This is a genomic window from Falsiroseomonas sp. (assembly GCF_041690465.1).
GTDB lineage: Bacteria > Pseudomonadota > Alphaproteobacteria > Acetobacterales > Acetobacteraceae > Falsiroseomonas.
In genome coordinates this window covers 88,000-109,324 of the sequence record NZ_JAWLHG010000006.1, presented here as the reverse complement: position 1 = coordinate 109,324, position 21,325 = coordinate 88,000, and the positions used below count along the sequence as shown (strand labels likewise).

Sequence of the window (21,325 nt, the reverse complement as noted above, 5' to 3'; positions counted from 1 at the left end):
TCGACCGGCGCCAGGCGATGCGTGCTCAGCTCCTGCTGCCTTCCTTCGCCTCGCCGGCCGCAGCGTCACCCTGAGGCACCCAGCCCTTGCCCTCGCGCATCTCCTGCATTGCGCGGCAGAAGCCCTCGAAGGCGGGCATGCCGGCGGGCAGCCCGGCGAGGAAGGCGGCTTCCACCACCTCCTCGAAGCTTGCGCCGTACTGCATGGCGCGCTTGGAGGCCCACTCGATCCCCTCGCGATCGCCCTTCACCGCGGTGGTGATGCCGACCATGACCAGGAAACGCGTCTTGAGATCGAGCGCGCGGCCATCCGCCGGGCCGAAGATCACATGGCTCGCCAGCTCGCCGTAGCGGCGGAGGAATTCCGGATTGCACTCCGCCAGCATCTCGTGCAGCGGCAGGGTGTAGCCCCGCACCGCGCGGATCTTCGCGAGCTCCGCTTCGCCTTCGGGGGTCATGGGCATGTCTGTCGTCTCCGTGGCTCAGCCGGGGATGCGGTTGCCGCCATCCGCCAGCCGCAGGCAGGCGGCACGGTGGGTCGCCTGCGCGCCGGGCACCGCTTCGAGGTTCGTCGCCCGCTCCCGGCAGTTCGGCAGCGCGACCGGGCAGCGGCTGGCGAAGGCGCAGCCGGGTGGCAGGTTGATCGGGCTCGGGATCTCGCCCGTGAGCACATGGCGTGCGAGCTTCGCGGTCGGGTCGGCGGGCAGATGCGCGCTCATCAGCGCCTGGGTGTAGGGATGCGCGGGGCGCTCGTAGATCTCGGCAGCCGGCGCCTGCTCCACCACGCGGCCGAGATACATCACCATCACCCGGTCAGCCATCAGCCGCAGCGTTCCGAGATCGTGGGTGATGAACAGCATCGCCGCGCCGGTCTCCTCCTTCAACTCCGCGAGCAGATCGAGGATGCCGGCGCGAACCGAGAGGTCGAGGGAGGAGGTCGGCTCGTCCAGCACGATCAGCGCCGGCTTCGTCGCGATGGCGCGCGCGATGCAGACGCGCTGCTGCTGGCCGCCGGACAGTTCGCCGGGATAGCGGTCGAGCATCGCCGAAGGCAGCCGCACGCGCAGGCCGAGCCGCTCCGCCTCGTCGCGCCGCTCGGCGCGGGAGAGGCGCGTGTGCAGCAGCAGCATCTCCTCGATCAGGTCGCGCGCGGTCATCCGCGGGTTGAGCGCGGCCCAGGGATCCTGGAACACCATCTGCATCGAACCGCGCAGGGCACGACAGCGCGATTCCGGCGCGGTGGTGATGTCCTGCCCGGCGAAGACGATGCGCCCGGCCGAGGGCGCGACCAGCCGCAGCACGCAGCGCCCCAGCGTGGACTTGCCGGAGCCGCTCTCGCCCACCAGGCCCAGCGTCTCGCCGCCCGAGAGGGTGAAGGAGACGTCGTTCACCGCGTTCACCACGCCGCCGGGTGTCGGGAAGCGCTTGGCCAGGCCGGTCACTTGCAGGATGGGGGCGCTCATGCCGCGGCATCCGTGCTGGCGAAATGGCAGCTCGCAACATGCCCCTCGGGCAGCGCCACCAGCGGCGGCGGCGTGGCGCAGCGCGCCTCGGCGATCGGGCAGCGGTCGCGATACAGACATCCCTCCGGCAGCGCGTAGAGGTTGGGCGGCGAGCCGGTGGGACGCTGCGCCCGCAGCGTCAGCCGCTCCGGCGTCGCGGCGATCAGCCCGCGCGTATAGGGATGCGCAGGTCGGGCGAAGAGCGGACCGACCGGCCCCTGTTCGACCACCTGCCCGGCGAACATCACGGCCGCCTCGTCGCAGTAGTGCGCGACAACGCCGAGGTCATGGGTGATGATCACCGCGCCGATGCCGCGCGCCAGCGCCATCGCGCGCAGCAGGTCGAGGATCTGCGCCTGCACGGTGACGTCGAGGCCGGTGGTCGGCTCGTCGGCGATGAGCAGCGCCGGCTCGTTCACCAGCGCCATCGCGATCAGCACGCGCTGCGCCATGCCACCGGAAAGCTCATGCGGCCAGGCGCGCAGGCGGCGCTGCGGATCGGGGATGCCGACGGAGGCGAGGATCTCCACCGCGCGCGCCTCCGCCTCTGCGGCGGAGAGAGCAGGACGGTGCGCCCGCTGCAGTCGCACCAGCTGCGCGCCGATGCGCGCCAGCGGATCAAGCGAGGTCTTGGGCGATTGCACCACCAGCCCGATGCGGCTGCCGCGCAGCGCGTTCAGCTCGTCCGGGGGCAGCGCCAGCAGGTCACGTCCCTCGAAGAAGGCCTGGCCGCCGACGATGCGCGCCGGCGGCTTGAGCAGGCCGAGCACGGAGAGCGCGGTCAGCGACTTGCCGGCGCCGGTCTCGCCCACCAGGCCGAGGATCCGCCCTGGCGCCAGGGAGAAGGAGACGCCGTTCAGCGCGCGCGCCGTGCGCACCTTGTTGTCGAGGTCGCGGGCGATGAAATGCGTGTGCAGGTCGCGAACGTCGAGAAGCGCCGTCAACGTGTCGCCGCCATGCGGCGCCGTCATCTGGTCGCTGCCTTTCGCCGCGGATCGAGCAAGTCGGCCAGGCCATCGCCCAGCATGTTCAGCCCCAGGACCATCAGGATCAGCGCCGCACCGGGGAAGACCGCAACCCACCACTCGCCGGTGACCATGTACTCCGCACCTTGGCGTATCATCGCACCCCATTCCGGCGTCGGCGGCTGGATGCCGACGCCGAGGAAGGCGAGCGTGGCGCTGATGCGCACCGCCCAGGCGGCGCGCACCGCAGTCTGCGCCATCGCGCCGCGCAGCGCATTGGGCAGGATGTGGCGGAACAGGATACGCCGAGTCGGATTGCCGGCCGCGACGGCGGCTTCCACGAAGGTGCCGCCGCGCAGCGCCAGCACCTCGGCGCGCACCACACGCGCGAAGATCGGCGCGTCGAGCAAGCCGAGCACCAGCACGACGTTCAGCAGCGATGGCCCCGCCGCGGCCACGACGGCGAGTGCGAGGATGATGGAAGGAAACACGCGCAGCGCGTCCGAGCCACGCATGACGATCTCATCCGGCCAGCCGCCGCTCCAGCCGGTCCACAGCCCGACCGGCACGCCCAGCAGCAGCGCCACGATCACCACCGGGATGGCGATGCCGAAGGCATAGAGCGAGCCATGAATCACCCGGCTGAGCACGTCCATGCCGTTGCCGTCGGTGCCGAACCAGATGCCCGGCCCGGGCGGCTGCAGCACGCGCGCAGGGTTGGAGGCGACGGGGTTCTCCGGCGCGATCCAGGTGGCGAACAGCGCCAGCACCGCAAAGCCCAGGATGATCGCCGCGCCGATCGCGAGCGTCGGCGACCGGCGTGAGATTCCGGCCAGCCGCGCTGCCGCCCGGGACGGCCAGGAGGGCGCGGCGGCAGCGGCGCCTGGCAGGGCAAGGTCGCTCATGCGCGCGCTCCCGCCCGGGGTTCGAGCATCATCACCGCGAGGTCCACCACCAGGAACACCAGCACCGAGAAGACGGCAAGCATCAGCACGTAGCCCTGCACCGCGGCGAAGTCGCCCTGGATGATTGCGGTCAACCCGTACTGGCCGACGCCACCCCAGGCGAAGACGTATTCGATCAGCGCGGTGGTGCCGACCAGGCCGGCCAGTTCGGTCCCTACAAAGGTGACCACCGGCACCATGCTGTTGCGCAGCACCATCCGCCTCACGTCGCGCGCCGGCAGGCCCTGGCCGCGGGCATAGCGGATGAAGTCGCTCGACAGCACCTCCAGCGCGATGGCGCGGGTCTGCTTGATGATCGGCGCGGCGGAGATGATGGCGATGCAGATCACCGGCAGCACCAGCTGCGCGGCGGCCGAGGCCGCGGCCTCCTGTCTTCCCTGCAGCAGCGAATCCCAGAGATAGCTGCCGGTGATGTGCGGTGGCGGGTCTACCATCAGGCTGATCCGCCCCATGCCCGGCGGCGCCCAGTCCAGCAGGTAGAAGAAGACGAACAGCATCACCAGGCCGAGCCAGTAGGTCGGCGTCGAGAAGCCGAGCAGCGAGAGGAAGCGGCTGACCTGGTCGAAGGTGCCGTCCGGGCGCTGCGCCGCCTTCAGCCCGACCGGGATCCCGATCAGCGCACCAAGCCCGACGCCATACAGCAGCAGTTCCAGAGTCGCCGGCGCGCGGTCCAGCAACTCCGCCAGCACCGGGCGGTTGCTGAGCCAGGAACGGCCGAGATCGCCCTGCAGCACGTTCCCCAGCCATACCAGGAACTGCGCCCATAGCGGTTGGTCGAGCGCGAGGGAGGTGCGCACCAGCTCGATCTCGGCGGCGGTCGCGGTAGGCCCGGCGAGCATCGCCACCGGGTCCTGCCCGCTGATCCTTACCAGCATGAAGCAGAGGAAGGAGACGATGATCAGCAGCGGCACGAGCAGCAATGCACGTCGCGCGAGGAACCGCCCGATCGTTGCCGCCGACATCGCCCCTGCGCCCTCCTCAGCCTGCCTTCAGATCCACCCAGCGCTCATGCTCGTCCGGGTGCGGAACCCAGCCGGCGACGTTGGGCGCCATCGCCTCGAAGGTCTGCGGATAGACGGTGCAGATCCACGGTGCATCCTCCATCCACACGCGCTGCGCTTCCTTCACCGCGGCGGCCTGCACGGCCTTGTCCGGATTGGTGCGCGCGCGGTCCACCAGCGCGTCGAAGGCGGGGTTGTTGTACTTCGCGCGATTGGACACGCCCGTGGAGCGCGCCAGCAGCGAGATGGTGTAGACGGGGTCGAGCACGATCGGCCCGTCCTCGAAGGTGAACAGCGCCATGTCCTGCCGCGCCGGGGCGCCGCGCGCGCGCAGGTCGGAGCCGGTGATGCGCTGCGGCTTGCAGTTGATGCCGACCGCCTTGAGCTGGTCGGCCAGCTGCACCGCCATCGGCTCTTCCCACCACCAGATGTTGGAGAACAGCAACTCCACCTCGAACCCGTTGGGGAAGCCGGCCTCGGCCAGCAGCGCGCGGGCGCGTTCGGGGTTGTGGTCGTAGACGAAGAACGAGGGATCGTAGCCGCCGACGATCGGCGGGATGATGCTGCGCGCAATCTCGCCGGTGCCGAGCATCACGCCCTGCTTGATCGCGTCCTTGTTGACCGCGTAGTTCATCGCACGGCGCACGCGCACGTCGTCGAAGGGCCGCATGGCGCAGTTCATGCGCACGCTGGCCATGGCGCGACCGGCCTGGTCCTCCACCTTCACGCGGCGGTCGCGCTGCATGTCCAGCACCTGCTGCACGGTCGGCCGATCGATCCAATGCACCTGCCCGCTGCGCAGCAGCGTCATGCGCGATGCGCCGGAGGGCACGGCGCGGTAGATGATGCGCTCGAAATGGGGCTTGCGGCCGAAGTAGTTCGGGTTGGCGACGAACACCGCCTGCTCGCCGGACCGCACGCTCTGCAGGTGATAGGCGCCGAAGCCCGCGGTGTTGGTCTCCATCCAGCGGAGTCCCCAGGGGTCCTCGGCAGTGGCGTGCTTCTTCACCTCGGTGCTGTCGTAGATGCCCGGCACGTAGAGCGTCAGCGCTGAGAGGAAGATCGAGGACGGCGCGTTGAGGGTGAACTCCACCTCCCGCTGCGACAGCGCCTTCACGCCGGTGACGTTGGAGACGTTGGCGATGAAATTGCCGGTGCGGCGCTGCGCGAAGGACTTCGCCCAGGACCACTCGACATCGGCGGCCGTCAGCTCGTTGCCATAGGCGCTCTTCACGCCTTGGCGCAGGGTGAACACGTATTTGAGGCCGTCGGAGGAGACCGCCCATTTCTCGGCGAGATGGCCTTCCACGACCTCGGGGTTCAGGTAGGTACGGCCGTTGCGCTCGGTGCGGCCATAGCGTGTCAGGCCTTCATAGACCTGCACCACCGTCTCCTGCGTGCCGGGGCGCAGCGCGTCGCCGTCGAAGCCCTCGGGCGTGCCAGGCGCAGCGAGCAGCAAGGTACGGCCGGCGCCCTGTGCCAGCGCGCCGGAACTTGTCAACGAAAGGTAGGCCGGAAGCGCCAGCGTCCCGGCGCCCGCCAGCATGAGATCCCTGCGCTTCATCATTGCCTCTCCCGTTCGTCCTGTGACGCACCTTGTCCGGACATCTACGGTTGCCTCGCAGCCTCTTCGCGTCAAGACTGCAAGCGCTGGGGATGTGGCAGGGGAGGTGAACGATGCCGGATGGACCGTGGGAGATGGCCGGCGCCCGGCGTCATCCGAATGTCTTCCGCCCGCTGCGCATCGGTGGCGTCGAGTTGCGCAACCGCATCCTGGTGCCCGCCCATACCACGAATTACGGCGAGGACAACCTGCCTTCCGACCGTCATCTGGCTTACCATCGGGAAAGGGCGCGCGGCGGTGCGGCGCTGATCGTATTCGAGGGTATCCGCGTCCACCGCTCCTCGCTCGGCCGGCGCCAGGGCGTCAATGGCTATGAGCGCAACGCCATCCCGCGCTTCGCGAAGATCGCGCGCGCGGTGCAGGAGGAAGGCGCGCGGCTGTTCGGCCAGGTGATCCATCTCGGCCGGCACATCGACGGCAACTTCGCGCGGACGCCATCCTGGTCGGCCTCCGCGGTACCATGGACCGCCACCGCGCCGCCGCCGCACCCGATGACGGAGGAGGAGATCGCGCAGGTGATCGCCGCCCATGGCGAGGTCGCCTCGAACCTGGTCGAGGCCGGGCTGGACGGCATCGAACTGACCATGGCGCATGGCCACCTGCTGCAGCAGTTCCTCTCGCCGGCGGTGAACCGGCGCACCGATGACTGGGGCGGCAGCGAGGAGAACCGCATGCGGCTCGCGCTGGAATGCCTGCGCCGCGTGCGCGCTTCGGTCGGTGCCGGCGTCGCGGTCGGGCTGCGCGTCTCGGCGGACGAGTTCCTCGAAGGCGGGCTGACGCTGCCGGACATGCAGCGCATCGTTGCGCGGCTCTGCGGCGAGGTGGCGGTGGACTTCGTCAATGTCAGCCACAGCGCCTATCACGGCAGCGCCACCATCTCGACGCAGATGGCCGACATGGCCTTCGCGCCCGACAGCTTCCACCACCTGCCGCGCGGCATCGCCGCGGCGCTGCGCGAGGCGGGGCAGGATGTGCCGGTCTTCGCCGTCTGCCGCTTCCGCAGCATCGCCGCAGCCGACGCCATGCTGGCGGATGGCGACATCGCGATGGTCGGCATGGCGCGCGCGCACATCGCCGAGCCGGCGCTGGTGCGCCTCGCGGCGGAGGGGCGGGCGGCGGAGGGGCGGCCCTGCCTCTCCTGCAATCAGGGCTGCGCCGGCTTCCTGGCGCAGTCGCTGGCCATCACCTGCCTCGCCAATCCGCGCGCCGGGCGCGAGGCGGAATGGCCGGAGCCGCCGCCGCCAGTTGCCACGCCGCGCCGCGTGCTGGTGGTGGGCGGCGGCCCGGCCGGGATGGAAGCCGCGGCCATCGCCGCGCGCCGCGGCCATCAGGTGGAACTGTGGGAAGCCTTCGACCGGCTCGGCGGGGCGCTCGCCTGGACCGAGCGGCAGCCGGCGCTGCGCGGCGAGATGGCGCAGCTTCTCGACTTCCAGCGCGCGGCGCTGCAACGTGCCGGCGTACTTGTGCGGCTCAACCATCGTGCCGATGCCGGGCTGGTGCTCGCCGCCGGAGTGGATGCGGTGGTGCTGGCGCTGGGCGTCGAGCCGGCCGGCAGCACCTTCCCCGGCGGCGGCACCGGCCTGACCATGGAGCAGGCGCTGGCCGTGCCAGAGGCGCTGCCGCGCCGTGTTGCGGTGCAGGACAACCTCGGGAGCTTTGCGATCGCCGGCTTCGTCGAATGGCTCGCCGGCACCGGGCGCGAGGTCACGCTCATTGCGCCGACCGGCACGCCTGGCTGGCAGGTGAACATCTACTCCTCCTTCGCATGGCGGCAACGCCTGAAGCGGGCCGGCGTGAGGATCCTGGCGTTGCACACCCTCCATGCCTGGCGCGGGCCGGGCGAGGCGGTGCTGGCCGATCTCTCGACCGGCGAATTGGAGGAGGTGTCCGGATTTGACGCGGTGATCGCGCCAGCGCACGGCCTGCCGCGCGACGGGCTCGCCGCGGAACTGCGCACGCGGCTCGCCGGCCGCAACGCGCCGCCTGCGCTGCACCTGGCTGGCGACTGCGCATCGCCGCGCTCTGCGATCGAGGCGGTGTTCGAAGGCCACGAGATCGGCCGCGCGCTCTGATGGAAACCGAGGTCCTCGTCATCGGCGCCGGCGCCGGCGGCGCGGCGCTGAGCTGGCGGCTCGCGACGCAGGGCGTGCGCGTGCTCTGCCTGGAGGCCGGCGGCTGGGCGCCGCCCGAGACAGGCCCCGCCGATCAGCCGGATTGGGAGCGGCGGCGGATGCGCGACTGGCATCCCAACCCGAATCGCCGCGCTGCCTTCGCGGACTATCCGGTGGACGATTCCGCCTGCCCGATCCGCCCGCTGATGTTCGCCGGCGTCGGCGGCTCCACGGTGATGTGGTCGGCGCATCTGCCGCGCTTCCACCCCTCCGATTACCGCATGCGCACGCTCGATGCTGTCGGCGACGACTGGCCGCTGACCTATGACGAACTCGCGCCCTATTACGCGCTGAACGAGCGGATGAGCGGCTGCGCCGGCGCGCCCGGCAACCCCGCCTATCCGCCCGGGCAGGGCGAGCGCCTGCCGCCCGCATCGCTGCTGCCCTTCGAGCGAGACCGCGTCGTCGCCGGTTTCGAGCGGCTGGGCTGGCACTGGTGGCCGGCTGACATCGCGGTGACGACGCGCGACCTCGTCGGCCGGTCCGCCTGCAACCATTGCGGCCCCTGCGAGATCGGCTGTCACAGACGCGCCAAGGCCTCGGCCGACATAACCTATTGGCCCGCTGCGCTGGCCGCCGGCGCGCGGCTGGTCGCCGGCGCACGCGTGGAGCGCATCCTGACCGATGCGGCAGGCGAGCGCGCGACCGGCGCGGTGTGGCTGGATGCCCGCGGTGCGCGGCACCGCGTGGCGGCCGATGTGGTGGTGGTGGCGGCGAACGGGCTCGGCACGCCGCGGCTGCTGCTGCTCTCGCGGAGCGCGCGCTTTCCGGAGGGCCTGGCGAATGACAGCGGCCTCGTCGGGCGGCGGTTGATGCTGCATCCGCTGGCGCGCCTAGGCGGCCGCTTCGCCGAGCAGGTCGGCGGGCATCGGGGCATCGCCGCCGGCGGCATCGTCTCCCGCCAGTTCTACGAGACGGATCTCCGTCGCGGCTTCGTGCGCGGCTTCAAGATGCAGGTGCTGCGCGGCACCGGTCCGACCGGCATGGCATTGGCCGGCGGCGGTCTCGGACGGCTGCCCTGGGGCAGCGCTCACCACGCCGCCTTCGCGCGCAGCTTCGGCCACACGCTGGCGATCTCGATCTGCGCCGACGACCTGCCGGAAGAGGCGAACCGCGTCGAGCTGGCGCCCGACCGCGCCGATGCGCAGGGACTGCCGGGCGTGCGCATGATCTACCGTGTCGGCGAGAACAGCCGCGCAATCCTCGACCACGGCCTGGCCCGCGCGGCGGAGCTCATGGCGGCGATCGGCGCCGAGCAGACCCAGGCGACGCCGCTGGTCGCCGATGCCGGATTCCACCTGATGGGCACCGCGCGGATGGGGGATGACCCGGCAGCATCCGTGGTGGACCGCTGGGGCCGCGCGCATGCGGTGCCGAATCTCTACCTCGCCGATGGCAGCACCTTCGTGACGGCGGCGGCCGTCAACCCGGCCCACACGATCCAGGCGCTGGCGCTGCGCAGCGCCGACCACATCCTGGCCAGGCGCGGCGCCGGCATGCAATGAGCGCGGGCCTTGCGGCGCCTGAGGGGCTCGACGCCGCGCGAGGAGCTGGCAAAGTGGTACGGACAAGCACGACAGGACCCGCATGCGAGACGCTGGCCGCTTCGACCCTGTGACGCTCCAGATCCTCTGGAGCCGGCTGATCTCCATCGCCGACGAGGCGGCGGCCGCGCTGCTGCGTACGTCCTTCTCCACCATCGTGCGCGAATCCAACGACTACGCGACGGTGCTGATGGATGCCTCAGGCGCAAGTCTCGCCGAGAACTCCACCGGCATCCCGAGCTTCGTCGGCCTGCTGCCGCGTACGCTGAAGCACATGCTGGCCGAGATCCTGGTGGAGGAGCTGCGTCCGGGCGACGTGCTGATCACGAACGACCCCTGGATGGCGACGGGACACCTGCTCGACATCACCACCGTCTCGCCGGTGTTCCGGAACGGCAAGCTGGTCGCCTTCGCGGGCGCCACCTCGCACATGCCCGACATCGGCGGCGTTCTGTGGTCCGCCGACTGCCAGGAGGTGTACGAGGAAGGCATCCGCATCCTACCCACCAAGCTGATGATGGAGGGCAGGGAGAACCGCGAGCTCACCAAGATGATCCGCGCCAATGTGCGCGTCGCCGACCAGGTGATGGGGGACATCGCGGCGCAGGTCACCGCGCAGACCGTCTGCGCCCGCCGGCTGCTGGAGTTCCTGGACGACACGGGTCTGGAAGACCTGACGGACCTCTCCGCCGAGTTGCAGTCGCGCGCCGACCAGGCGATGCGCAAGGCGATCGCTGCCCTGCCGGACGGCACCTGGCGCCACGTGATCCACGCCGACGGCTACGAGGATGCCGAGACGCGCATCGAATGCGCCGTCAGGGTGAAGGGCGACACGTTGACGGTGGACTATGCCGGCACCTCGCCGCAGGTCGCGCGCGGGCTGAACAGCGTGATGAACTACACCTACGCCTACACCGTCTATCCGCTGAAATGCGCGCTCGATCCCGACACGCCGCGCAACGAGGGCAGCTATCGCGCGGTGACGGTGACGGCGCCGGAGGGCTCGATCCTGAACCCGCGCTATCCGGCGGCAGTGAATGCGCGGCACCTGACGGGGCTGTTCCTCTCCGGCGCGATCTATGGCGCGCTGGCGCAGGTGGTGCCGGGCAGGATAATCGCCGACAGCGCCTCTCCCTCGCCCCGGCCGGTGGTGACGGGCCGCGACCGCCGCGGCGACCGCTTCTCCCAGGTGCTGTTCGGCAGCGGTGGCATGGGCGCGGGCGAGGGGCGCGACGGGCTGAACGCCACCGCCTTCCCCACCAACTCCGGCTCCGGCTCCATCGAGGCGTTCGAGGCGAGCTGCCCGGTGCTGATCTGGCGCAAGGACCTGCTTGCGGATAGCGGCGGCCCCGGCAGGTGGCGCGGCGGCCTCGGGCAGGAGGTCGAGCTCGAGGTGATGTCCGACGAGCCGGTGCGGCTGTCGCTGATCGCCGACCGCATGAAGCACCCGGCGGGCGGCCAGGGGGGCGGCGGCGCCGGCGCGCCGGCGCTGGTGGCGAAGCAGGACGGCACGCGGCCGCATCCCAAGGGCCGCTCCATGCTGCAGCCCGGCGACAGACTGGTGATGCATTACGGCGGCGGCGGGGGTTACGGTGACCCCCGCGACCGTGACCCGGAAGCGGTTCGGCGCGACGTGGAGGATGGCTACGTCACGCGCAACGGCGCGAGACGGGATTACGGACAGGAGGCCTGAGATGCGGAGCTTGTCACGCCGTGCGCTCGTTGCCACCACTCTCGCGATGCCTGCGCTTGCCCATGCGCAGCAGCGCCCGATACGGCTGATCGTGCCCTTCGCCCCTGGCGGCGGTTCGGACACGCTGGCACGCCTGCTGGCGCCGGAACTCGGCAAGCAGCTGAACACCTCGATCGTGGTCGAGAACCGCGCCGGCGCCGGCAGCCAGATCGGCGCGGAGATGGTGATGCGCAGCCCGCCGGACGGCACCACGCTGCTGTTCGGCGACACGCCGCTGGCGACCATCCCGGCGCTGCAGGTCGCCGCCGGGCGACAGGCGCCGTTCGAGGCCGCGAAGGATTTCACGCCGATCTCGGCCATTGCCGCGGCGCCGGCCATCGTGGTGGTGGGGGCTGCCTCGCCCTGGCAGGACCTGCGGCAGTTCCTCGCGGCAGCCCGCGAACGGCCGGGCACGCTCAACGTCGCCTCCGGCGGTGTCGCCACCAGCACGCATCTGATGATCGAGCTGCTGCGGCTGAAGGCGAATGTGCAGCTCACGCATGTGCCCTATCGTGGCACCGGCGCGGCGATCCCCGACCTGCTCGCCGGCCAGGTGCAGGCGATGATCCAGGCACTCGCCACCGGCGGACCGATGATCGCCAACGGCCAGATGCGCGCCATCGGCGTGGCCGCGGAGCGCCGCATGGCCGCGCTGCCGGACGTGCCGACGCTGCGCGAACAGGGCGTGGACCTGCTGGCGTCCTTCTGGTGGGGCATCCTGGGCCCGGTCGGCATTCCCGACGAGATGGCGGAGCGGATGCACGTCGCGACGCAGGCCGCGATGGGCTCCGAGGCGGTGGCCGCGCGTCTGCCGGCGCTGGGGCTCGATCGGCTGCGTCTCGGCCCGGCGGCGTTCAAGGAGATGCTGGCGAGCGAGACGGCGCGCTGGCGCGAGGTTGTACAGGCAGCAGGCATCAGGCCGGAATGACGACAGCTACTCTTCGCATTGGTGTTGACGTCGGCGGCACCTTCACCGATTTCGTCCTGGTGGATGAGGCCGCCGGCCGCGTGCTCACCGGCAAGCGCCTGACCACGCCCGAGGATCCGGGCCGCGCCATCCTGGACGGCATCGCCCGCCTTCTCGACGAAGCCGGCAACGGCATCGGCGAGGTGCGACAGGTGGTGCACGGCACCACGCTGGTCACCAACACGGTGATCGAGCGCAAGGGCGCGCGCATCGGCCTGGTCACCACGCGTGGCTTCCGCGACAACCTCGAGATGGGGCGGGAGATGCGCTACGATCTCTACGACCTTGCGCTCGAGAAGCCGGAACCACTGGTACCGAGGCCGCGTCGGCATGCGGTGACGGAACGGCTCGATGCGCAGGGGCGCGTGCTGAAGCCGCTCGATGAGGGCGAGGTGCGGGAGGCCGCGCGCGCGCTCAAGGCGCAGGGCGTGGAGGCCGTCGCGGTCTGCCTGCTGCACAGCTATCTCGACGCCACGCATGAGCGCCGCGTCGGCGCCATCCTGCGGGAGGAACTGCCGGGCGTGCCGGTCACGCTTTCCTGCGAGGTCGCGCCGGAGATCCGCGAGTATGAGCGGGCCAACACCGCCTGCGTGAACGCCTATGTCATGCCGTTGATGGACCGCTATCTGGCAAAGCTGGAGGCGGAGCTGAAGCGGCGCGGCCTGGAAGGCCCGCTGCACCTCATGCTCTCGGCAGGCGGCATCGCGACCGTGCGGCATGCCCGCGCCAACCCGGTGCAGCTGATCGAGAGCGGCCCGGCCGCGGGCGCGATGGCGGCGATGCATGTCGGCCAGGCCTGCGGCCTTGCCGACATGATCAGCTTCGACATGGGCGGCACCACCGCGAAGATGTGCCTCATCGAGGGCGGCGAGGCGGAGCATTCCTCCACCTTCGAAGCCGCGCGCGTGAAGCGGTTCCGCAAGGGCTCGGGCCTGCCGCTCAAGGTGCCGGTGATCGACCTCATCGAGATCGGTGCCGGCGGCGGCTCCATCGCGGCGGTCAGCGCCATGGGCCTGCTGACCGTGGGGCCGGAAAGCGCGGGCAGCGTGCCCGGCCCGGTCTGCTACGGCCGCGGCGGGCGGCACCCGACGGTCACGGATGCAGACCTGCTGCTCGGCTATCTCTCGCCCGAGTACTTCCTGGGCGGCGAGATGGGCCTCGACCGCGCCGCCGTGGAGCGCGCGGTGCAGGAGGAGCTGGCCGGCCCGCTGGGCATGTCGGTGCTGGAGGTCGCCGCCGGCATCCACGCCGTCGTCAACGAGAACATGGCCGCGGCGACGCGCATGTACATCGCGGAGAAGGGCAGGGATCCGCGGCGCTATGCGCTGATGGCCTTCGGCGGCGCGGGGCCGGTGCATGCCTATGGCCTGGCGAAGCTGCTGAAGCTCTCGCGCATCGTGGTGCCGGCCGGTGCCGGCGTTGCTTCGGCGCTCGGCTTCCTGGTGGCCGCGCCGGCGATCGACCTGGTGCGCAGCGGCGTGCGCCGCCTTTCCGGCGTGGACTGGGCGGAGGTGGCGAGGCTCTGCGCGGAGATGGAACAGGAAGCGCGCGCCCTGCTGGTGGAAGCCGGTGCCGCGGCGGGCGACGTGACGTTCCGCCGCAGCGCGGACATGCGCTATGTCGGCCAGGGCTTCGACATACCCGTGCCGCTGCCCGATGCGCTGGACGCCGCCGGCGTGGAGCGCGCCTTCCTCGACGCCTACGAACGCCTGTTCGACCGCCGCATCGAGGGCTTGCCGATGGAGGTGCTCAGCTGGCGCCTGCACGCCACCGCCAGCCGCCCCGAAGTCCCGGCCGCGCTCGGCCGCAGCATCGGCGGGACGGCGCTGAAGGGCACGCGGCCGGTCTGGTTCCCGCAGACCGGCCTCGCACCCTGCGCCGTGTATGACCGCTATCGCCTCGCACCCGGCGAGAGGCTGCGCGGTCCCGCCGTGGTGGAGGAGCGGGAATCCACCACCGTCGTCGGTCCCGACGCCAGCTTCATGCTCGACGAGCACGGCAACCTCGTCATCGACATCGACCAGGGGAGTTGAAACGCATGGCCAAGAGCGCGCCCTTCGTCTGGCTGGACGGCAAGCTGGTCCCCTGGGAGCAGGCGACGATGCATGTCGCCACCGAATGCGTCCTGCGCGGCGAGAATGTGTTCGAAGGCATCCGCGCCTACTGGTCGGAGGCCGAGCAGGAGCTGTTCCTGTTCAAGCACGCCGAGCACATCGCGCGGCTGCGCCAGGGCGCCAAGATCATGCGCATGACGATCCCCTACACCGACGCGCAGATCGAGGCGGCGAGCCTCGAGCTGATCCGCGCCTGCGGCTATCGCGGCCAGGTGCACTACCGCCCGGTCGCCTATTTCGACATGGGCAACCTGACGGACTACCTGCCGAGCGAGATCCGCACCGGCATGTTCATCCTCGCCTTCTCCACGCCGACCACGAAGCAGGTGCATGAGGGTGTCACCACCTGCGTCTCCACCTGGCGGCGCAACTCCGATCTTGCCTCGCCATCGCGGGTCAAGTCGGGCGCGAACTACCACAACTCCCGTCTCGCGTACATCGAAGCACGGCTGAACGGCTTCCAGATTCCGATCCTGCTGAACGCTGCGGGAAAGGTGGCGGAAGGGCCCGGCGCCTGCTTCATGATGGTGCGCAACGGCAAGATCATCACGCCGCCGGTGACCGCCGATATCCTGGAAAGCATCACCCGCGAGACGCTGATCGGGCTGGTGCAGGCCGAGCTCGGCCTGGAGGTGATCGAGCGCGAGATCGACCGCACCGAGCTCTACATCTGTGACGAGGCCTTCTTCTGCGGCAGCGGGCACGAGATCACGCCGATCAACTCGGTGGATCACTACCCCGTCGGCGAAGGGAAGCCGGGCGCGATCACCCGCCGGATCCAGAAGCTCTATTTCGACGTGGTCTGCGGCGCCGTGCCGAAATACCGCCACTGGCTGACGCCGGTTTGGGGCGGCGCCTCCCGCGCCGCGGCGGAATGAGCGGCGTGAAGCGCAGCGTCGGCCGCCTGGTCGCGGAAAGCCTCGCCGCGCATGGCGCGGACCTGATCTACTGCGTGCCGGGCGAGAGCTTCCTCGGCCTGACGGACGCGATGACGGATGCGCCGGCGCTCAAGCTGATCGTCTGCCGGCACGAGGGCGGCGCCTCCTACATGGCGGCGGCCGATGGGCGTATGCGTGGTGGGCGCGCGGGGCTCTGCCTGGTCTCGCGCGGGCCGGGCGTGGCGAACGCGATGATCGGCCTGCACACCGCCTTCCACGACGCGGTGCCTATGCTGCTGCTGGTCGGCCAGATCGAACGGCGCGACATGGGCCGCGGCGCGCTGCAGGAGCAGAACTACGCGAAGCTGCTCGGCGACACGACCAAGTCGGTGATCGAGGTGTCGCAGGCCTCGCAGGCCAGCGAGGCGATCGCGCGCGCCTATCATCTGGCGGAATCCGGCACGCCCGGCCCGGTCGCGGTGATCCTGCCGGAGGATCTGTTGGACGACGACGCGGAGGGCCTGCCGCTCGCCGCGCCGCGCCCGCGCACCGCACCGCTTCCATCGGCCGCGCAGCTCGACGAACTCGCGAGGCGGCTGGCCGCGGCGGAGCGGCCGCTGGTGCATGTCGGCAGCCTCGCGGACGGTACGCCCGAGCAGCTCGCCGCCATCGCGCGGCTGGCCGAGGCCTGGATGCTGCCGGTCTCGCCGACGCATCGCTGGCCGCACCTGTTCGACAGCCGCCATCCGCACTACGCCGGCTATGTCGGCAACCGCGTGCAGCCGAGGCTGATGGCGGCGATGAAGGAGGCCGACCTGCTCGTCGCGCTCGGCGAGCGCATGACGGATGTGGTGAGCCAGTCCTACACCTGGCCAGCCGCACCCGATCCGCAGCTGCCCTTCGTCCATGTCTGGCCCGACGCCGCCGAGATCAACCGCGTCTTCCGCGCGGAACTGCCGGTCGTCGCCGATCCGCATGCGGTCGTTGCAGGGCTGCTCGCCCGCACGCCGCCCGCGCCGCCCCCCGGACGCCCGGCCTGGGTCGCGAAGCTGCATGGCATCCATCGCGAGCTCACGGCACCGGTGCACGAGAAGGCGCCGGACGGGGTGAACTTCGCTGCAATCTGCGTCGCACTGGCGGAGCGGATGGCGGCCGATGCAGTGCTGACCACGGATGCCGGCAACTTCACCTCCTTCGTGCATCGCCACATCCCGTTCGGCCCGTCCAACATCTTCCTCGGCTCAGCGGTGGGCGGCATGGGCGCGGGCGTGCCGATGGCCGTCGCTGCTGCATTGCGTCATCCCGGTCGGCAGGCCATTGCGGTGGTCGGCGATGGCGGCGCGCTGATGACCGGCAACGAGATCGCCACCGCCATGCGACACGGCGTTGCACCAGTGGTGATCGTCGCAGACAACCGTACCTACGGCTCGATCGGCATGCATCACCAGAACCGCTATCCCGGCCGACCCGTGGCCGCGGCGGCGGATCTGGTGAACCCGGATTACGCGGCCTGGGCCCGCGCCTTCGGTGCGGAGGGCTTCACCATCCGCGACGAGGCGGAGATCGCATCGGCGTTGGACGCCGCCCTCGCGCCGCGGCGCGTACCGGCGGTGGTGCATGTGCACGCCTCGGCGTTGCAGGTCACGGCCTGGCGGCGACGCGAGGCGTAGCGAGGCCTATCCGCGGCCCGGCACGCGGTGGCGGAAGGCCAGCGCCTCCGCCACATGCGCCCGCGCCACGCGCGCCGCGCCTGCGAGGTCGGCGATGGTGCGCGCCACACGCAGCGCCCGCACCTGGCCGCGGGTGGACAGCCGCAGTCGCGCGGCCGCCGTCTCCAACAGCGCCAGCGCGTCGGCGTCGAGCGTTGGTTGCAGCTCCTCCCAGCCAGCCTCCGCATTGCAGCGCGCGCCGCCGCGTGCCCGTGTGCGCTCCCGCGCCGCGGCGACGCGGGCGGCGACAGCCGCGGTGGTCTCGCCAGCCGGGGCGCGAGCGAGCTCCGATGCGGCGATGGGCTGCACCTCGATCACGATGTCCATCCGGTCCAGCAGGGGCCCGCTGAGTCGCATCTGGTAGTCCTGCCCGCAGCCCGGCGCGCGCGCGCATTCCCGTGACGGATCGCCGAGATAGCCGCAGCGGCAGGGGTTCATCGCGGCAACGCACTGGAAGCGCGCGGGGTAGGAGACATGCGCATTCGCCCGGCTGATCGTAGTGCGCCCGGTCTCCATCGGCTGGCGCAGCGCCTCCAGCGCGGGCCTCGGGAATTCCGGCCACTCGTCGAGGAACAGCACGCCGAGATGCGCCAGGCTGATCTCGCCCGGCTTGGCGCGATGCCCACCGCCGACCAGCGCCGGCACGCTGGCCGAGTGGTGCGGGTCGCGGAAGGGCGGGCGGCGCAGCAGTTTGCCTCCGTGCAGCATCCCGGCGACCGAGTGCACCAGGGAGACCTCCAGCGCCTCGGCGGGCGTCAGGTCGGGCAGCAGCCCCGGCAGCCGCGCGGCGAGCATCGACTTGCCGGAGCCGGGCGGGCCGAGCATCAACAGGTTCAACGCGCCGGCCGCCGCGATCTCCAGCGCACGCTTGGCGCTTTCCTGGCCGCGCACCTCCGTGAGGTCCGGCCCGCGCCAGGGCTCGGCCTCCAGCGCCGGCGGCTCGGGCGCAGTGAGCAGTTGGCGGCCCAGGAAATGGTTGATCAGCGCCGGCAGGTCGGGCGGGGCCAGCACCTCCACCGTGCCGGCCCAGGCGGCTTCCGGCCCCTGCAGCCCCGGGCAGACCAGTCCAAGCTCCCGCGCGCCGGCGGCGATGGCGGCCGGCAGCACGCCGGCGACCGGCGCCAGCGTGCCGTCCAGCGCCAACTCGCCGAGCGCGGCGAATTCCGCCACCGCGTCGCGCGGGATTACCTCCATCGCCGCCAGCACGCCGAGCGCGATCGGCAGGTCGAAATGGCTGCCCTCTTTCGCGATGTCGGCCGGCGCCAGGTTCACCAGCACGCGCTTCGGCGGCAGCGAGAGGCCGATGGCGGTCAGCGCCGCCCGCACTCGTTCGCGCGATTCACCCACTGCCTTGTCGGGCAGGCCGACGACGAGGAAGGCCGGCAGGCCGGGCGCGATCTGCACCTGCACCTCGACGGGCACGGCCTCGATGCCGCTGAAGGCGAAGGTCGGGATCCGGGCGATCGCGGTCACGGAACCCAAGGTTGAGGTTTCCGCGGCCGGGCGCAACCCGGCCCTTGGGAGTGTCGCGCCGCGACCGCGGCACAATGTCAGGAACCGTCGGAGTTCCGGCAGGCAATTCCTTCTGAAAGCTTGATTGCTGCGCCATCGGGCCGCCCGTAACACTTGCCGCCGTTACGCGCGCATCCGCGCCGGCCGCGGGGGTTCCATGTCGGTTGCCACGAACGTCCAGTCCGATCCGCGCGCGATGGCGCTCGACCTCGCCGAGCGGGTGATCGTCAGCCTACTGCTCGGCTTCCTGGCAATGCGCTTCATCCCCTCGATCGTAAACGACGGCAATGTCGTGAATCTGCTGCTGTTCGTCTCGGAGGCGGTGGTGGTCGGCTTCATCGTCTTCCGTCGCCCGGCGAAGACCATCAGCCGGAATTCCTCCGACTGGCTGTACGGCTTCGCCGGCACCGGGCTGGCGCTGCTGGCGGTGCCGGGCGGGGAGGGCGCGCTGGCGCCCGCGGGCCTCGTGGTGGGGCTGATGACCGCGGGCTTCCTGCTGCAGTTCTGGGCGAAGCTGGTGCTGCGGCGGAGCTTCGGCGTGGTCGCCGCCAATCGGGGCGTGAAGGCCTCCGGGCCATACCGCCTGGTCCGCCACCCCATGTATGCCGGCTACCTGCTGACCCATATCGGCTTCCTGCTGGCTGCGCCGGCACTGTGGAACGTCGCGGTCTATGCCGCCCTCTGGTGCTTCCAGCTGCTGCGCATCAGGGCGGAGGAGCGGGTGCTGCGCGAGGATCCGGCCTATCTGGCGCTGTCGGCCCAGGTGCGCCACCGCCTGATCCCCGGCGTCTACTGAGGGCCGCGGCGACGGCGATGGAGGCGCTGGTCGAGTTCCTGGGGCTGCCGCGGCTGCTGCTGCTGGCAGCCGTGTTCGTCCCGCTCGAGCGGCTGGTTTCCCTGCATCGCCGGCCGCTTGCCCGGCCCGAGCTTTCGCTCGACCTCGCCTACGCCGTGCTCGGCGGCTGCCTGGTGAGGCTCGGCTTCCTGGCTGTCCTGCTGATCGCCTTCGCGCTCCGCGACGCGACGATGCCGGAGGCGGTCACGCAGGCGGTCGGCGGCCTGCCGATCTGGGTGCAGATCATCGCCGTCATCCTGATCTCCGACCTGTGCTTCTACTGGGTGCACCGGCTGTTCCACACCGTGCCGGCGCTGTGGCGCTTCCATGCCATTCATCACAGCATCGAGCATATGGACTGGCTCGCCGGCCATCGCGTGCATCCGCTGGACCAGGTGCTGACCAAGGGCTCCGGCTTGCTGCCCCTGATCCTTCTCGGCTTCGACGAGTGGGCGATGGCGGCGGCGGCGATGCTCTACGGCTGGCACTCCGTGCTGCTGCATTCGAACATCCGCCTGAAGCTGCGGGCGCTGGAGGGCGTGATCGCCACGCCCGCCTTCCACCACTGGCACCACAGCACTGAGCGCAAGGCGTGGGACAGGAACTTCGCCGGCCAGCTTTCCTTCCTCGACCGCATCTTCGGCACCGCCTACATGCCGCAAGGCGAGGCCCCCACCAGCTATGGAATCGAGGATCCGGTCCCGCGGCGCTTCGTGGCGCAGCTGATCTATCCCTTCCGCCGCGCACCGGCCGAGGCGGCGCGGCCTCAGCCGGACCAGCCGCCGAGGAAGTCTTCCAGCAGCGAGCCGATCACCTCCACTGCGTAGCCGCCCTCCTGCACGATGGTGGTGGGCAGGCCGGCGGCGGAGATCGCCGCCGCGGCGCGGGCGAAGCCATCGGCAGTGACGCGCAGGAAGCCGAGCGGCTCCGCCTCGCTGGCGTCGAAGCCGAGGGAGAGCACCAGCGCCTCCGCCCGGAACGCGCGGATGGCGTCGAGCCCGGCGGCAATCGCCGCCAGCCATTCGGCGTCGCCCGTCCCATAGGCCATCGGCAGGTTCAGGTTGCACCCTTCGCCCACGCCGCCGCCGCGCTCCGAGGCATGGCCGACGAACCAGGGGTAATAGGCGTTGGGATCGCCATGGACCGAGACGGTCAGCACGTCGCCGCGCGTCCAGAAGATGCCCTGCGTGCCGTTGCCGTGATGGCTGTCGATGTCGAGCACCGCCACCCGCGCCGCGCCGGCCCGGCGCAGCGCCTCGGCGGCGATGGCGGCGTTGTTCAGGTAGCAATGGCCCCCGGCACGGGCGGCATAGGCGTGGTGCCCCGGCGGCCGGCACAGCGCATAGGCGCTGCGTCCCTGCGCGGCCTCGCCCGCCGCGGCCAGCGCGCAGGCGGCGGCGCCGAGCGCGGCCGCATGGGTCGCCGCCCCGATCGGGCAGGCGGTGTCGGCGGTGTACCAGCCGACCTGGCCGACCAATCCCGCCGGCAGGCGCGCGCCCTGCGCGAGCATCTCCGGCGTCGGGTGCATGTTGCCGACCACCTCCGGGCCGGGATCCGGCAGGGCCGCCCAAGCGGCCGGCGCGTCGCGCAGGAAGTCGAGATAGGCCGGCGCATGCACCGCCTCGATCGCGGCGCGGCGCGCGGGCGGCGGGATCGCTGGCACGATGCCGAGCCGGGCGAGCCCGGCCTCCAGCGCGGCGGCACGAGCCGGCACCTCGAAATTCGGCCGCTGCCGGCCGCGCATGAGGAAGAAGCGCGGGTCGTGCCGCGCCTGGTCGGGATGGGCGAAGGCCTTCATCCTTTCACG

At 71.1% G+C, this 21,325-nt stretch carries 17 protein-coding genes; 9 read left to right on the top strand and 8 right to left on the bottom strand.

Annotated features, from left to right (window positions below):
- Positions 1-25: 25 nt before the first annotated feature.
- The 6 genes from ACESM1_RS08920 to ACESM1_RS08895 are packed head-to-tail and all read right to left on the bottom strand — an operon-like array spanning position 26 to position 5,996.
- A complete protein-coding gene (locus tag ACESM1_RS08920; protein ID WP_372619356.1) occupies positions 26-463 on the bottom strand; it encodes a carboxymuconolactone decarboxylase family protein in 438 nt (145 codons plus the stop codon).
- Positions 464-481: 18 nt separating this feature from the next.
- Positions 482-1,462: an ABC transporter ATP-binding protein gene (locus ACESM1_RS08915; protein WP_372619355.1), complete on the bottom strand. Its 981-nt coding sequence runs from the start codon at positions 1,460-1,462 to the stop codon at positions 482-484.
- A complete protein-coding gene (locus ACESM1_RS08910) occupies positions 1,459-2,472 on the bottom strand; it encodes an ABC transporter ATP-binding protein (protein WP_372619354.1) in 1,014 nt (337 codons plus the stop codon). Before ACESM1_RS08910 ends, ACESM1_RS08915 begins: the two co-directional genes overlap by 4 nt.
- The gene (locus ACESM1_RS08905; RefSeq protein ID WP_372619353.1) at positions 2,469-3,371 is read right to left on the bottom strand and encodes an ABC transporter permease; all 903 of its coding nucleotides are present in this window, start codon (positions 3,369-3,371) and stop codon (positions 2,469-2,471) included. The genes ACESM1_RS08910 and ACESM1_RS08905 overlap by 4 nt, the downstream gene beginning before the upstream one ends.
- Entirely contained in the window at positions 3,368-4,393 is a 1,026-nt protein-coding gene (locus ACESM1_RS08900) for an ABC transporter permease (RefSeq protein WP_372619352.1), read from the bottom strand. Before ACESM1_RS08900 ends, ACESM1_RS08905 begins: the two co-directional genes overlap by 4 nt.
- Positions 4,394-4,409: 16 nt before the next feature.
- Positions 4,410-5,996, bottom strand: a complete 1,587-nt coding sequence (locus tag ACESM1_RS08895; RefSeq protein ID WP_372619351.1) for an ABC transporter substrate-binding protein — start codon at positions 5,994-5,996, stop codon at positions 4,410-4,412.
- Positions 5,997-6,109: 113 nt separating this feature from the next.
- Between ACESM1_RS08895 and ACESM1_RS08890 the strand changes: the two genes are divergently transcribed.
- The 7 genes from ACESM1_RS08890 to ACESM1_RS08860 all read left to right on the top strand — a co-directional run bounded on the left by ACESM1_RS08890 (position 6,110) and on the right by ACESM1_RS08860 (position 17,132).
- Entirely contained in the window at positions 6,110-8,128 is a 2,019-nt protein-coding gene (locus ACESM1_RS08890; protein ID WP_372619350.1) for an FAD-dependent oxidoreductase, read from the top strand.
- Positions 8,128-9,732 (top strand): GMC family oxidoreductase, encoded by a 1,605-nt coding sequence (locus tag ACESM1_RS08885; RefSeq protein WP_372619349.1) that lies wholly within the window; start codon positions 8,128-8,130, stop codon positions 9,730-9,732. The genes ACESM1_RS08890 and ACESM1_RS08885 overlap by 1 nt, the downstream gene beginning before the upstream one ends.
- Positions 9,733-9,814: 82 nt before the next feature.
- The gene (locus ACESM1_RS08880; RefSeq protein WP_372619348.1) at positions 9,815-11,464 is read left to right on the top strand and encodes a hydantoinase B/oxoprolinase family protein; all 1,650 of its coding nucleotides are present in this window, start codon (positions 9,815-9,817) and stop codon (positions 11,462-11,464) included.
- 1 nt (position 11,465) lies between these two features.
- Positions 11,466-12,431, top strand: coding sequence for a Bug family tripartite tricarboxylate transporter substrate binding protein (locus ACESM1_RS08875; protein ID WP_372619347.1), 966 nt, complete (start codon positions 11,466-11,468; stop codon positions 12,429-12,431).
- Positions 12,428-14,503 carry a hydantoinase/oxoprolinase family protein gene (locus ACESM1_RS08870; protein ID WP_372619346.1) on the top strand — a complete coding sequence of 692 codons (2,076 nt, stop codon included), beginning with the start codon at positions 12,428-12,430 and terminating at the stop codon, positions 14,501-14,503. The genes ACESM1_RS08875 and ACESM1_RS08870 overlap by 4 nt, the downstream gene beginning before the upstream one ends.
- Positions 14,504-14,508: 5 nt before the next feature.
- Positions 14,509-15,462, top strand: coding sequence for a branched-chain amino acid transaminase (locus tag ACESM1_RS08865; protein ID WP_372619345.1), 954 nt, complete (start codon positions 14,509-14,511; stop codon positions 15,460-15,462).
- A gap of 5 nt (positions 15,463-15,467) precedes the next feature.
- Positions 15,468-17,132, top strand: a complete 1,665-nt coding sequence (locus ACESM1_RS08860; protein WP_372619344.1) for a thiamine pyrophosphate-dependent enzyme — start codon at positions 15,468-15,470, stop codon at positions 17,130-17,132.
- Between the two features lie 6 nt (positions 17,133-17,138).
- Here the strand turns inward: ACESM1_RS08860 and ACESM1_RS08855 are convergent, their stop codons facing one another.
- Positions 17,139-18,644 (bottom strand): YifB family Mg chelatase-like AAA ATPase, encoded by a 1,506-nt coding sequence (locus ACESM1_RS08855; protein WP_372619511.1) that lies wholly within the window; start codon positions 18,642-18,644, stop codon positions 17,139-17,141.
- Positions 18,645-18,840: 196 nt separating this feature from the next.
- On the opposite strand from ACESM1_RS08855, the gene ACESM1_RS08850 reads away from it, so the two are divergent.
- Both ACESM1_RS08850 and ACESM1_RS08845 read left to right on the top strand, forming a co-directional pair.
- The gene (locus tag ACESM1_RS08850) at positions 18,841-19,479 is read left to right on the top strand and encodes a methyltransferase family protein (protein ID WP_372619343.1); all 639 of its coding nucleotides are present in this window, start codon (positions 18,841-18,843) and stop codon (positions 19,477-19,479) included.
- Positions 19,480-19,496: 17 nt separating this feature from the next.
- A complete protein-coding gene (locus ACESM1_RS08845) occupies positions 19,497-20,345 on the top strand; it encodes a sterol desaturase family protein (RefSeq protein ID WP_372619342.1) in 849 nt (282 codons plus the stop codon).
- Here ACESM1_RS08845 and ACESM1_RS08840 read toward each other — a convergent pair.
- On the bottom strand, positions 20,285-21,316 hold the full coding sequence (locus ACESM1_RS08840) for a histone deacetylase family protein (RefSeq protein ID WP_372619341.1): 1,032 nt from the start codon (positions 21,314-21,316) through the stop codon (positions 20,285-20,287). The two genes, ACESM1_RS08845 and ACESM1_RS08840, sit on opposite strands and share 61 nt — an antisense overlap.
- Between the last annotated feature and the right edge of the window lie 9 nt (positions 21,317-21,325).